At 58.7% G+C, this 13,395-nt stretch carries 14 protein-coding genes; 9 read left to right on the forward strand and 5 right to left on the reverse strand.

The genetic code is table 11. The features are described 5' to 3' along the window. Positions 1 to 117: 117 nt before the first annotated feature. The 3 genes from V1T76_RS00650 to V1T76_RS00660 are packed head-to-tail and all read right to left on the reverse strand — an operon-like array spanning position 118 to position 2,922. Positions 118 to 1,443: an RkpR, polysaccharide export protein gene (locus tag V1T76_RS00650; RefSeq protein WP_330558695.1), complete on the reverse strand. Its 1,326-nt coding sequence runs from the start codon at positions 1,441 to 1,443 to the stop codon at positions 118 to 120. Between the two features lie 34 nt (positions 1,444 to 1,477). Then, positions 1,478 to 2,137, reverse strand: a complete 660-nt coding sequence (locus V1T76_RS00655) for an ABC transporter ATP-binding protein (protein WP_330558696.1) — start codon at positions 2,135 to 2,137, stop codon at positions 1,478 to 1,480. Next, positions 2,134 to 2,922: an ABC transporter permease gene (locus tag V1T76_RS00660; protein ID WP_330558697.1), complete on the reverse strand. Its 789-nt coding sequence runs from the start codon at positions 2,920 to 2,922 to the stop codon at positions 2,134 to 2,136. Before V1T76_RS00660 ends, V1T76_RS00655 begins: the two co-directional genes overlap by 4 nt. A gap of 622 nt (positions 2,923 to 3,544) precedes the next feature. Here V1T76_RS00660 and V1T76_RS00665 point away from each other — a divergent pair. After that, positions 3,545 to 4,837 (forward strand): Hsp70 family protein, encoded by a 1,293-nt coding sequence (locus V1T76_RS00665; protein WP_330558698.1) that lies wholly within the window; start codon positions 3,545 to 3,547, stop codon positions 4,835 to 4,837. Between the two features lie 70 nt (positions 4,838 to 4,907). Here the strand turns inward: V1T76_RS00665 and V1T76_RS00670 are convergent, their stop codons facing one another. Together V1T76_RS00670 and V1T76_RS00675 are read right to left on the reverse strand one after the other, a co-directional pair. Then, entirely contained in the window at positions 4,908 to 5,222 is a 315-nt protein-coding gene (locus tag V1T76_RS00670; protein ID WP_330558699.1) for a DUF1905 domain-containing protein, read from the reverse strand. Between the two features lie 65 nt (positions 5,223 to 5,287). Beyond that, complete coding sequence (locus V1T76_RS00675; protein WP_330558700.1) at positions 5,288 to 5,806, reverse strand: glycine cleavage system protein R; 519 nt, start codon at positions 5,804 to 5,806, stop codon at positions 5,288 to 5,290. 656 nt (positions 5,807 to 6,462) lie between these two features. Between V1T76_RS00675 and V1T76_RS00680 the strand changes: the two genes are divergently transcribed. The 8 genes from V1T76_RS00680 to cobM are packed head-to-tail and all read left to right on the forward strand — an operon-like array spanning position 6,463 to position 13,386. Then, entirely contained in the window at positions 6,463 to 6,702 is a 240-nt protein-coding gene (locus tag V1T76_RS00680; RefSeq protein WP_330558701.1) for a DUF6732 family protein, read from the forward strand. Then, complete coding sequence (locus tag V1T76_RS00685) at positions 6,699 to 7,871, forward strand: sirohydrochlorin chelatase (RefSeq protein ID WP_330558702.1); 1,173 nt, start codon at positions 6,699 to 6,701, stop codon at positions 7,869 to 7,871. Before V1T76_RS00680 ends, V1T76_RS00685 begins: the two co-directional genes overlap by 4 nt. Positions 7,872 to 7,893: 22 nt before the next feature. Beyond that, the gene (locus V1T76_RS00690) at positions 7,894 to 8,535 is read left to right on the forward strand and encodes a precorrin-8X methylmutase (RefSeq protein ID WP_330559395.1); all 642 of its coding nucleotides are present in this window, start codon (positions 7,894 to 7,896) and stop codon (positions 8,533 to 8,535) included. Position 8,536: 1 nt separating this feature from the next. Continuing rightward, positions 8,537 to 8,791, forward strand: coding sequence for a hypothetical protein (locus tag V1T76_RS00695; RefSeq protein WP_330558703.1), 255 nt, complete (start codon positions 8,537 to 8,539; stop codon positions 8,789 to 8,791). Next, positions 8,788 to 10,002, forward strand: a complete 1,215-nt coding sequence (gene cbiE / locus V1T76_RS00700; RefSeq protein ID WP_330558704.1) for a precorrin-6y C5,15-methyltransferase (decarboxylating) subunit CbiE — start codon at positions 8,788 to 8,790, stop codon at positions 10,000 to 10,002. Before V1T76_RS00695 ends, cbiE begins: the two co-directional genes overlap by 4 nt. Next, the gene (cobI, locus tag V1T76_RS00705; protein WP_330558705.1) at positions 9,999 to 10,724 is read left to right on the forward strand and encodes a precorrin-2 C(20)-methyltransferase; all 726 of its coding nucleotides are present in this window, start codon (positions 9,999 to 10,001) and stop codon (positions 10,722 to 10,724) included. Before cbiE ends, cobI begins: the two co-directional genes overlap by 4 nt. Beyond that, a complete protein-coding gene (gene cobJ, locus V1T76_RS00710) occupies positions 10,694 to 12,616 on the forward strand; it encodes a precorrin-3B C(17)-methyltransferase (protein ID WP_330558706.1) in 1,923 nt (640 codons plus the stop codon). Before cobI ends, cobJ begins: the two co-directional genes overlap by 31 nt. After that, positions 12,613 to 13,386, forward strand: coding sequence for a precorrin-4 C(11)-methyltransferase (gene cobM, locus V1T76_RS00715; protein WP_330558707.1), 774 nt, complete (start codon positions 12,613 to 12,615; stop codon positions 13,384 to 13,386). The genes cobJ and cobM overlap by 4 nt, the downstream gene beginning before the upstream one ends. Positions 13,387 to 13,395 lie beyond the last annotated feature (9 nt).

Consider the following 13,395-nt stretch of genomic DNA (forward strand, 5'->3'; position numbering starts at 1 on the left):
TGATCAATTGAGCTTGGTATTAACGAACGATAAATATGAACGTACGGCAATAGCGTAACAAACCTGCAGTTTTCTTATGTTGTTGTGCTCAGCTTTTACTAGCTCTTCTTTGCAGCTTTACGTTCTATCTCTGACATTATAATACATCAAAACAACAACAGACCAACCTCCTGCCAGGAGCAAAAACGCTGCCAGAGAATACAGCAAACGATGCGGATATTGCGCGTCTTCTGATAGGGTCGGCTGGATGAATGTCGCCAGATAGAGATGTTTGCTGTCAGCTTCCTGACGCGCTGTTTCCAGGCTGGCGAGCGACGTTACATAGAGCTGTTGAGCAAATTCTTCTTCCAACGCGAGTTCTGAATAATCTGCAAGTCGGAAGGAAAGTGCTGTTCTGCTGGTCCCAGAAGAACCGGAAGGCGATACGCCGGAGCCAAGGCGTTCCCGCGCACTTGAAATCTGACCTTCCAGGGCCTCAATTTGCTGGTTCAGCAGCCTAATGCGCGGAGAATCCTCGTCCAGGTAACTCATCAGAGTCTTTTTTTCCGCTTCCCGGCTCGCCCTCTGCTGGTCAAGCCCGGCAATCATTTCCGCAGCAAGCTTGGCGTTTTCCTCCGGGCTGACTTCCTGTGTCTCATTTCTGTAGGCGAGCATTTGCTTGCGAATTGCTTTGAGGCGCGCCTCGGCGCGCGCGACACTTTCTTCCGCGAAGCGCACCGTCTCTCGCCGGTTTGCTTCTGAAAGCTGATTGACCAGTATTTCGCTGCGCTTAAGGATTGCCTTGGCGATCTCGACCGAATCCTCCGGGCGGAAGCTGCGCACTTCAACCTGAATGACCCCAGAGGTCGCATCAAAGCTGATGTCAACCATGTCGTTCCAGTAGCTCAAGCGGTCTTCGACCGGCAGATCGCTGCCCATGCTGAACAGAAAATCCGAGGGTTCGCGATTGAAGATGGTCTGCAAATCCAGGTCGTCCGGAAGGTCCTCCAGCACGGATTGGCTTTGGAGATAGTCCGTGACGATATAACTATTGGAGGTAACAGACTCTCCTCCTGCATTTCCCATGACCATGCCAAGCACTTCCGTCGCTGCAACAGGCTGGGAACTGCGGACGGCAAATGCTGTCATGCTGTGATATTGGTCGCTGGCCCAGAAGAACATATAGGCAGAAAACGCTGAGGCTGGCATGGCAACAAACAGCATGAAGCCTAACAGGATCATCCTGTGCCGCATTTTTGTAACGGACTTCGCTGTCGCTGTCGGCAGTGCCAAATCAAGCAGTTTCTGCGGATCGAGGCCGGACTTTTTCAGCCTATTAATCAGCTTACCGTCCTTAGAATTTGCCTTGGCAACGGCAGCACCCTTTTTCGACGGAAGATTGAACACCGTTCCCTGACTATTCTCGTCAGTCTTTTCGCCAGGGATTTTTTCGACAGCAGACATGTTCAATCAAACCTTCAAGTAATCAGAGACCGCACTATCGGCGTGCCATGTTGTCATTGTGCATGTTAATTGCATCGTCAATATTGTTAAAATAAGTTAAGTTTCCATCTTCTAACACAATTCCAGTCGTGCAGTACTCTTTAAGCGACGCGTTTGAATGGGACACCATGATGATGTCGGAGTTCTGGAGCTTTTCTTCAAAAACCAATTTGCATTTTTTCTTGAAGTTCGAATCGCCAACTGCGGTGATTTCGTCGACCAGATAATAATCAAAATCAATCCCCATGCTGACGCCAAAGGCCAGCCGCGCCTTCATCCCGGAGGAATAGCTTTTCACAGGCATGTAGTAGGATTTTCCAAGTTCTGCAAAATCCTGCACATAATCGACCAGTTGTTCCGTGTCGTGACCATAAATGCGGGCAACGAAGCGCACATTCTGCTCTCCTGTTAGAGAACCATTGAAACTGCCTTGAAAACCAAGCGGAAATGACACGTTGGCGAGACGGATAATCCTGCCAGAGGTCGGCTTGATCGTACCGGCAATGAGCCTAAGGAGTGTGGATTTGCCAGCGCCGTTGCGCCCCAGCAAACCAATGCTGTTGCCCCTGGGCACCGTGAACGACACATCCCTGGCGATGTAGCGCATCTCGCCCTTGAGCTTGAAGCGTTTGGTCAAGCGATCCAATCTGATCATTTCGGCTCCCTTAGTTGCGCATCATAAAGCCAAACCAGAAAGAAGCCGAAAACAATCGAAAAGGCAGTTAACCCGACTACATAGGGCATATCGACATAAGCAGCCCGATAAGTGGGATAGAACCCGGTTCGGAAGAGGCCGACAATGTGCACAAGTGGATTCCACATGAGCCATTCTCTGAACGGATGGGGAACGGTGTCCGGTAGGAAGAAAACACCGGAAACGATGAAAGCCGGTCGATTGATAATGCCCCAGATCTGTTGATAGGTACTGCTCAGGTGGAACCAGACGATATTAGAGGCTCCTACACCTGCACCTAACAGGATCGCAATCAAAGAAGCCAAGAAAATAGGCGCTAAATCTATACGTTCAAAGGGTACTACGAGATAGAGAACTCCAAAAAGAAGAGCATTCACGACGAAAAGCGTCGCTACCTGCAAGAATATCCTTCCCAAAATTGTATCGTATGGTCGCACGACAGGGTAATTCAACAGAGCTCTATTTGCCTCCACCGCAGACCCTACTTGCTCTGACGTCGAACGATACATGTAGAATGCGATGTAGCCCGTCGCAAAAAACAAGGTAAAACTTCTTCCAAGTGGCGGGATATGTGCGACTGCTGAAAACACTGTTGTCAGAATTGCAATCGTCAAAACCGGATCAAGCACCGCCCACATGTAGCCGCCAAACTTGTTGCCGTAGCGGGTCGTCATTTCGCGGACGATCAAGGCGAAAGTGATCGCGAATTGGCGCTTTAGGCCTTGGCGTAAAGTTTCTGAGTGCATGTTGCCAATCTGCAGTTAATGGTCTCTGATGACGCGCAATCAGGACGTCAACCGGCTGACTTGGTTAAACCTTTAGTCAGTTCATGTCCATCTTCTGACAGAAATTACCATAATCGAATTTCGCGCAGCAACAAAGTGTCAGAATGTCACGATGATGGAAGCTGCACATTGGACGTGAATAGCGGGCGGAGAATCGGTTTGATGCTTCCACCAAAAGTAACCAGGTTTGCAGTGACCGGATTTTGTGTACACACCGTCATCTTTTCGCCCCCACACACCGCCCCCCTTTGGCTCTCCGATTATCAAAGCTGGCGCCTCGGGACCTGCGAATAGGCCCGCCATTAGTTTCCTGTTGTTGTCCTGACCAATCTTTTTTGCCAAACGAAACCATTCACTTGATGATTGAAACGTTCACCCTCACCCGATCGAACGCATGCTAATCGTCCCGTTTTGCTTGCATTTCGTGCTGTTCCCGCATATTCCGCACGACCATTCCAATATCAGAGAGTTCCGCGCGGCCCGGTTGCTTGAATTGCCCTGCCTTCAAGTACGATCGGAGAAAGATCCGTCCGGCGACGAACTGGCCGTGGCCCCTTGCCTATCGTTTTAACAGGATTCCCCCATGAAACAGACCATCGGCCTCGATTTTGGCACCTCCAATACGGTCGCGGTGCTCGCGAACGGGCCAGCGGCGACGACGCCCGTCACTTTCGCGGATGGCAATGACAGTTTCACCTCGCTTCCGACCGTTCTCAGTTTTCTCGACCGGGGGCCTGCCAGGGCTTTGAATGCGGAGGTTGGGCCCTGGGCGATCCGGCAGTTTCTGGAGAGTTTTGGGGATGTGCGGTTTATCCAGTCGCTGAAGACGTTTGCGGCGAGTCGGGTTTTCAAGGGTACGGGCGTGTTCGGCGTCCGGTTTGAGTTTGAAGATCTGATGGCGACGTTTCTGCAGCGGGCGTTTGAGCGGGCGGGAGCTGCGTTTGATCCGGCGGCGACGCGGCTTGTTGTCGGTCGGCCGGTGGAGTTTGCAGGCCATAACCCGGATGAAGAGCTGGCGATGGAGCGATACCGGAAGGCGTTTCGGAAGGTCGGTTTTGAGGACATTCTTTTCGTGATGGAGCCCGTCGGCGCGGCCTTTTCCTATGCACAATCGCTAGAAGAGGACACGACCATCCTGGTTGCCGACCTTGGCGGCGGCACGACCGACTATTCGATCATGCGCTTCGAGACGGAAGCCGGGCATCTGAAGGCCACGCCGCTCGGCCGTGGTGGTGTCGGCATTGCCGGCGATACGTTCGATTACCGCATCATCGACAATGTGGTGCTGCCGAAGCTTGGCAAAGGCACCACCTATCAAAGCATGGGCAAGATACTGGAGATCCCGCCCAACCTCTTTTCCAATTTTGCACGCTGGCACATGCTGTCGATCTTCAAGACGTCCGACGATTTCAAGGAAATGAAGAAGCTGCTGCGCTACTGCATCGAGCCTGAGAAGATCGAACTTTTCATCGATCTGGTGGAAGAGGACCAGGGCTACCCGCTTTACAAGTCCGTCTCGGAGACCAAGGCGCTGCTTTCCTCCGAAGACGAGGCAGAGCTGACGTTTGCCCCGCTGGGGCCGGACTTCCGGGCAACCGTGAAGCGCGCGGATTTCGATGGTTGGATCGCGCCGGACCTGAAGAAGATGGACCTGGCCCTTGATGTCACGCTGGAAAAGGCCGGTTTGCGCGAAGCCGATATCGACCGGGTGTTCATGACCGGCGGGACCTCCTTCGTGCCTGCGGTGCGCCGCCAGTTCGCCGAGCGTTTTGGCCAGGAACGGATTTCCGGTGGCAACGAGCTGACGTCCGTTGCCAACGGCCTTGCGCTGATCGGCGCGCGGACGGATGCAGCCGACTGGGCGCTTGCAGCTTAAAGTCGCCCGCCTGGATCCGGCTGGCCGAGACTGGCTGACAGAGAACAGCGGTTCAAACCGCCCTCGCCTTTCAAAAGCCCGGCGGCACCTGTAGCCACAGGCTTACGTCAACATTGTCCCCGGCTGCGATCTTCTCTTTCTTGCGCACGGCAGCCTTCACCGGCAGCAGGAACGAGCCGGACGCCTTGTCCGGCCAGATGGTTGTGCTCCATTCAGCCGCGCCGATCCGCGCCTTTACCTTGATCATGCCCCAGGCGCGGCCCATGCGGCTGCCGATGAAAAACCGGATCTGATCGGCGCACGCAGGCGGCAAAGTGACGAAGGTCCAGCCACCTGGACCTGCGGACAGCCAGAGTTCACCGGTAAAATCCAGCCGGTCGAGCATTGCGTGAAGCCCCTCTCCTGCCTAGCCTTTAACGTGCAGCCAGCGTTTGGCAGGGCAGTGCAGCATCAGTCAATCAGATTGATATCCGCCATCAAGTCTCCTGCCGTCTCCTGAAGCGCTTCGCTCAGGGTCGCAGGGTCCAGCCCGCTTGGCAGACGCAGATCTGCTGAGGCCTTGAACAGGGCCTCGCCCTGCATCGAGCCTGTGACGACCTCGGTCTCCAGATGCTCGATGCTGACGCCCCTTTCGGAAAGGACGCGGGTAATATCGCGCAGGATGCCAGGGTGGTCCTGAGAAACCAGATCCAGATGGGCGGATGCGCCCTGCGGCAATTCAGCGCCCGTCTGGTCGGAGCGCAGCGTGATGTCGATCCCATCGGCGGAAAGTGCCTGCAGCTTCTCCACCAGTTCGTCGGCACGAAGCCCCTCGATCGCGATTCGCACGATGCCCGCAAATTCACCGCCCAGACGCGCCATGGAACTTTCGATCCAGTTGCCGCCGGTGCCGGCGATGATTTCCGCCATCCGCTCGACCAGGCCTGGCCGGTCCTTTGCAATGACCGTGAAAACAAGATGAGTGTGCATGATGCCCCGCTTGCGCATTGGATCTCGACAGTCCTACTAGACAGCCTCAACGTGCTGAAAACAAGACGGCAATATCTTCGCCCCGGCTGTGGCCCTCTTTCGAGCGAACGTCAGAATGGCGATGTTCATAGTCAGCTCTCGCGATGGATCGGACAGAACGCCGCCGCCGGGACGATGTCTGGCGCACGCTTATCCAAGGTACGGCGATTTTCCGGTTCTTTTGCCGGATGGCACGGCGGGTTGGCGGTTGCCGAGGCCTGTATACACGTGCTTTCTCAGACGCCGCGCTTGCCCCAGAAAAAAGACCGGTGCTCACTCAACCAAAGGGATGACAGCAACAAACCGGTTCTTGCCAAGCCAGACAAGCAAACTGTGCTTCTGCGGGTTCGCGGCCATGGCTGCCTCGTGCCAAAGGATGTCGCTTTCATGCTTGATCCGCTATGGCCACTCCCCTAAGGTGCCGCCACCTGACGGCGTCCCGTGGAGGGACTGAAAGCGATTCCGGATGAGGTTGACCCAAACAGGGGACCAAGGTCGGAGCTGTCCAAGGCATCAGCAGATCACCCGGCCCGGCCGGCTTTTGCGCGTGTTTGCTTTCATTCTTCCCGACGCCTATTGCCACGCTGCCGATCCGGCATAAGCCACTGGGGAGAGACATGATCAGTCGGACCATCCTTGCAGGCCTCGCGGCCATGCTGCCAACCTCCGCCTTTGCCCACGGCGGCCATCTTGGCGAACTCGCCGGTCATTCCCATTGGGTCGGGGTCGCAGCCCTTGCCGGTGCCGCGCTCGTCGCCGGCATCATCGCCCTCAAAGACAAGAAGCAGAAAAAAGCCGAAGACGCGCAAGAAGCCCGTCCGGAAGACGACGAGACTGCCGGAGAAGCGGCTCAATGAGCGAAAAACTCGGACTGATGATCTGCGGCCATGGCAGCCGCAACAAGGGTGCTGTGAAACAATTTGCCCAGCTGGCGGAAGGCCTGACGGCCCGTTTTCCGGACTGGCCGGTGGAATACGGATATCTGGAATTCGCCAACCCGGTGATTCATGATGGCCTCAACAAGCTGCGCGAAGCCGGCTGCACTCGTGTTCTGGCCGTACCGGGCATGCTGTTTGCCGCAGGTCACGCCAAGAACGACATTCCCTCGGTCCTGAACACCTATCAGGCCATGCATCCTGAGATGACGATCTCCTATGGCCGCGAACTGGCCGTCGACACACGCATGGTGAAAGCCGCCGCCGCCCGTGTGCAGGAGGCAATCGACGCCGCCGACAGCGACGTGCCGCTGCACGAAACGTTGCTGATGGTGGTCGGACGGGGCGCTTCCGATCCGGACGCAAACTCCAACGTCTCCAAAATCACCCGCTTGCTGTGGGAAGGCTTCGGTTTCGGCTGGGCGGAAACCTGCTATTCCGGCGTCACCTTCCCGCTGGTCGGTCCCGGTCTCGAACATGCGGCGAAGCTCGGCTACAAGCGCGTCATCGTGTTCCCCTATTTCCTGTTCACCGGCGTTCTGGTGCAGCGGATCTATTCGACCACGGACGAAGTCGCCGCCAAACATCCCGAGATCGAGTTCCTGAAAGCCGGTTATCTGAACGACCACCCGCAGGTGATCGACACGATGGCCGATCGGGTGCAGGAGATCCTGCAGGGCGCCAACCTGATGAATTGCCAGATGTGCAAGTACCGCGAACAGGTGCTCGGCTTCGAGGCAGAAGTAGGTCTGGCGCAAGAAAGCCATCACCACCACGTGGAAGGCCTCGGCTCGGAAGCGGAATGCCAGTTGTGCGACGAGATCTGCACCGGAGCCTGCGAAAAAAAGGTCCAGGCGGGCGGTCATCATCATCACCATGACCATGTCCACCATCATCATGATCATTCCCATGACAATGGTCACGATCATGCGCATCACCATGGCCACTCTCATGATCATTCGCACGAGCATGCACATGGGCACAGCCACGGCCATGGGAACGGGCATGAGCATGGTCACGATCACCACCACCATCCCTACCCCCACGCAGACCATCCGCACGGCCCCCGGTCGTTGAACCGCGGAGACTGAGGCTGCCGTGAGCACCGAAACCATGCCGTCCTACGACTATGAAAAGGACCCGGCGGCGATCTATCGCCAGTCCTTTTCCATCGTACGGTCGGAAGCAGAGCTGTCTCATCTTCCCGACGGGCTGAAACCGGTGACGGTGCGGCTGATCCACGCCTGCGGCATGACGGACCTGCCGCAGGATCTGGCCTGGTCGGAAGATATTCTGTCGGCTGCGCAAGACGCCTTCGCGCGGTCCGCCACTGTGTTCTGCGATGTGGAAATGGTGGTGCATGGTCTCATTCGCTCCCGTCTTCCCGCTGGCTGCGACGTGGTTTGCACCTTGAACGATCCCGCGGTTCCGGAACTTGCCAAAAACCTTGGCACGACGCGTTCTGCCGCTGCGGTGGAGCTGTGGCGCGACAGGCTGGAAGGCGCCGTTGTTGCCGTTGGCAATGCGCCGACTGCCCTCTTCCACCTGCTTGAAATGATCGCCGCCGGCGGGCCAAAACCGTCGCTGGTTCTGGGCTTTCCTGTCGGCTTCGTGGGTGCGGCCGAATCCAAGGAAGCCCTGATCTCCAATCCCTTCAAGCTGCCTTTCCTGGCCGTGCGGGGCCGCAGGGGCGGATCCGCCATGGCTGCGGCCGCGGTCAACGCGCTTGCCGCCGGTCTGCCGGAGGAAGCGTAAGATGGCGGCGGATTTCCCGAAAGACGATCAGAAGTCACCCGGATTGAAATCCGTGGGTGGTAAAAAGCCTCTGCGCTCGCGCGGGTTCCTGTCCCAGCCGAGTGGCTCCGCGAAGGCCCCAGCTGAAGGCAGTGGCGACCAGCCAGTCCATCATCGCTCGCGCGGTGCCCGGCAAGTGTCGCAAAGCATTGACGGCAAACCGCAGGATCTTTCGGTAAAACCGGTGATCAAACCGTATCGTCTGGAGGACAAATGACCTCCGGGGCAGACAAGCATCCCTGGCTGACTCTGGTCGGCCTGGGCGAGGATGGTGTTCTGGCGGAAGGCGGTGCAGATGCCCTGGCAGGTGCTGACATCGTTTATGGCGGCGCCCGCCACCTGGACCTGACCGGCGAGATTACCGCCGAGAAGCGAACCTGGCCCAGCCCCTTTGCGACCGTCTTTGATGATCTGGCCGCACTCAGGCAGAAGCGCGTCGCGGTGTTGGCGACGGGCGATCCCATGTGGTTCGGCATCGGCTCGTCCCTGCTGAAACATTTTTCCGCGCACGAACTGATCGTGCTGCCCTCGCCGTCTGCCTTTCAACTGGCAGCGGCGCGCATGGGGTGGGCGCTGCAGGACACCGACTGCCTGTCGGTTCACGGCCGGCCTGTCGATCTGCTGCGGGCCTCACTTTATCCGGGAGCGCGGATCCTGTGCCTTACCAGCAATGCGGATACGCCCCGTCAGGTGGCGGATCTTCTGGCTGATGAAGGGTATGGACGCAGCCGGATGACCGTTCTGGAACATCTGGGCGGCACCAAGGAACGGCGCGTCGAGGGCACTGCTGAAAACTGGTCTGCCGAGGTTGCCGATTTTCACACGCTTGCGCTGGAGTTGGTTGCTAACCCGGGGCTGCGGTTCCGCGCCCGGACACCAGGCCTGGCGGATGACGCCTTTCGCCACGATGGCAAGATGACCAAGCAGGACATCCGCGCCATTACGCTGGCGGAGCTGAAACCTCATCCCGGCGCGCTTCTCTGGGATGTGGGTGCGGGTTGCGGTTCGATTGCCATCGAATGGCTGCGGGCCGCCGACCGGACCCGGGCCATCGGCCTGGAACCCCATCTTGAACGCCGGCAGATGGCGACTGAAAACGCCGCTGCCCTCGGTGTTCCACACCTGAAGCTGCTGGACGCCAACGCGCCTGAAGGTCTTGAGGATCTGCCGCAGCCGGATGCGATCTTCATTGGCGGCGGCCTGACAGCGCCAGGTGTCATCGATGCGTGCCTTGCCGCGCTCGACCGAGGCGGACGTCTTGTCGCCAATGCAGTGACTTTGGAGAGCGAAGCCATACTCCTCTCCGCCTATCAGTCTCATGGAGGCACCTTGAAGAAAGTTTCCGTTCACCGGGCAAGCGCCATCGGCGGCTTGACCGGATGGCGCCCGTTGATGCCCGTGACGCAGTGGAGCCTGACCAAATCATGAGTGGCACCCTCTATGGCATCGGCCTTGGCCCGGGCGATCCGGAACTGATGACCCTGAAGGCGCACCGGTTGATCGCCAGCGCCCAGGTGATCGCCTACCCCGCGCCCGATTCCGGCGAAAGCTTTGCCCGTTCGATTGCCGCTGACGCGATCCCGGACGGCGTTCGGGAAATTCCGATTGTCGTGCCGATGCGGGTCGACCGGTTTCCGGCGCAGGAGATCTACGACAAGGCGGCCGAAGAGATCGCCGCCGTTCTGGAAAGCGGTGAGGATGTCGTGACCCTGTGCGAGGGAGACCCCTTCTTTTACGGCTCCTTCATGTATCTGTTCGAGCGGCTTTCCGACCGTTTCACGATCGAGATCGTTCCCGGGGTCACCTCGCTGACAGCCTGCGCCGCCCGACTCAGGCGGCCGCTGACGGCACGCAACGATGTGCTGACCGTCATTCCCGGCCCACTTCCGGATGCCGACATCCGCCGCAAGATCGAAGAAGCCCAGGCGGTTGCCATCATGAAGGTCGGCCGTCACCTGACACGGCTGAAGACCCTGCTTTCCGACATGGGGCTGCTGGAAAAGGCCGGTTACGTGGAACGTGCTAGCCTGCCGGAACAGAAGGTTCATCGGCTCATCGACCTTGAGACCGACACCGCCCCCTATTTTTCCATGATCCTCATCTACAAGGGAGAAGAAGCGTGGACGCTTCCCCCATCCTACTCGTCCTGAACCAGGCCGGCCTTGCCGCTGCCGAAGTGATCGCCAGACGGTTTTCAACCGCCCGCATCCATGGGCTTGCCGGGCGTGTGCCGACGGCGGACACGCAGTTCAACGAAACGATCGACCATATCCGCCTGCTGTTTCAGGCAGGCCACCCGATTGTCGGTTTCTGCGCCAGCGGCATTCTGATCCGGGCGCTTGCGCCGGTCCTGTCCGACAAGACAACCGAACCGCCGGTGATCGCGGTTTCGGAGGACGGCAAGAGTGTCGTGCCGCTTCTCGGCGGGCATCGCGGAGCCAACGAACTGGCCAAGCTTCTGGCCAGCGCTCTCGGTGGGCATGCGGCGATCACGACGGCAGGTGACACCAAGCTTGGTGTCGCGCTCGACGCCCCTCCCCGCGGCTGGCGTCTTGCAAATCCGGAAGATGCCAAGCCGATAATGGCCGAGCTGCTCTCCGGCGCTCCCGTCCGCCTGGAAGGCCGCGCCGATTGGCTGAAAGAGGCCAAGCTGCAGCAGGCAGACGATGCCGCCATCACGCTGTCGGCAACCGAACATCCGGAAGAAGCAGGCCCGACGCGTCTGGTCTACCACCCGCAGCGCTATGCAGTCGGCGTCGGTTGCGCGCGCGGCTGCGATGCGGCCGAACTGATAGAACTGGTGGAGACGGAGCTGGCGGGAGCCAACATTGCCAAGGGCTCTGTCGCCTGTGTCGCGACCATCGACCTCAAGGCGGATGAAGCCGCCGTCAATGCTCTCGCCGAGCATCTGGATGTGCCGCTGCGGGTCTTTTCCGCAGAAGACCTGCAGCGCGAGACACCGCGGCTGAAGAACCCCTCTCCTGTCGTTTTCAAGGAAGTCGGCTGTTACGGCGTCTCGGAAGGGGCTGCCCTTGCCGCCGCCGGCGCGTTCGGCACCCTGAAGGTCGAAAAGCAGAAAACCGACAACGCGACCTGTGCCATTGCCCGATCTCCGAAATGGATCGACAGCGACGCGGTCGGCCGGGCTCGCGGGCATCTGTCGGTCATCGGCATTGGCCCGGGCAAGGACGACTGGCGCACACCGGAGGCCACCAAACTTCTGGCCGAGGCAACCGACGTTGTCGGCTACTCACTTTATCTCGACATCGTAGACCAGCACATCACCGGCAAGACCCACCACAACTTCCCGCTTGGTGCGGAAGAGGACCGGGTCCGCTTTGCCCTGGAAGAAGCCGGAAAGGGCAAGAATGTCGCGCTGATTTCCTCAGGCGATGCCGGCATCTATGCCATGGGGTCACTGGTTTATGAGCTGTTACACCGGAATGAGGAATATGGCGGCGTATCGGATGCCGCCAAACGTGTCAGCGTTACCAACGCGCCGGGCATTTCCGCCCTTCAGGCCTGCTCGGCCCGCATCGGCGCGCCGCTTGGCCATGATTTCTGCGCGATCTCGCTGTCCGATCTTCTCACCCCGTGGGAGATGATCGAAAGGCGTCTGAGGGCAGCCGCCGAGGGCGACTTCGTGATTGCCTTCTACAACCCGGTGTCCAAGCGCCGCCGCACACAGCTTGCCGCCGCAAAGGATATCCTGCTGGAACACCGTTCGGCAGCGACACCGGTCATTCTCGGCGTCAATCTCGGACGGCCGGAAGAAACCATTCGGGTCACCAGCCTGCATGCACTCAGCGTCGACGATGTCGATATGCTGACCACCGTTCTGGTCGGGTCAACCAACACACGCACGGTCATGCGTGGTGACGGCAAGCCCTTTGTCTATACGCCGCGCGGTTATGCCAAGCGGATCGACGCCCCGAAAGCGGCAGAACCGGTTGCACCGCCAGCCCCGCCACCGGCTATGGCCCAGGCAGAAGACACAACGACCGACATTTCCGACATTCTCGAAACGGATGACAAATCATGACCGTTCATTTCATTGGCGCCGGACCGGGTGATCCCGATCTCATCACCGTGCGCGGCCTGAAACTCATCCAGTCCTGTCCGGTCTGCCTCTATGCGGGTTCGCTGGTGCCGGAACAGATTGTCGCCGCGACTCCCGAAGATGCACGGGTGATCGACACGGCCCCGATGACGCTAGACGACATCATCGACGAGATCAAAGCCGCCCATGAAAAGGGTCAGGACGTCGCCCGGGTTCATTCCGGTGACCCTTCCATTTATGGCGCAACCGCGGAACAGATGCGCCGGCTGGATGCACTCGGCATCGACTATGACGTCACGCCAGGGGTCCCGGCCTTTGCCGCGGCGGCGGCCGCACTCAAGACAGAGCTGACCATTCCGGAAGTTGCCCAGACCATCATCGTCACCCGCACGGCGATGAAATCCTCGGCCATGCCGAACAACGAGGATCTGGACACGCTCGGCAAGAGCGGTGCGACGCTGGCAATCCACCTGTCGATCCGGAACCTGCGGGAAGTCGAGCGCCAGTTGACGCCGCATTACGGTGCCGATTGCCCGGTGATCGTCGCCTACCGTGTCGGCTGGCCGGACGAAGCCTTTATCCACGGCACCCTGTCGACGATTGCCTCAGAGGTGCGCGCGGCCAAAATCACCCGCACGGCGCTTATTTTCGTCGGCCATGCCCTGAAACCTGCAGCCGATTTCCGCGACAGTGCCTTGTACGATGCCGACCACGTGCATGTTTTGCGCCCGAAAAAGAAGGCAAAGGCCTGAGGAACCGAC

It is taken from the genome of Roseibium sp. FZY0029, assembly GCF_036350355.1.
Taxonomy (GTDB): Bacteria; Pseudomonadota; Alphaproteobacteria; order Rhizobiales; family Stappiaceae; genus Roseibium.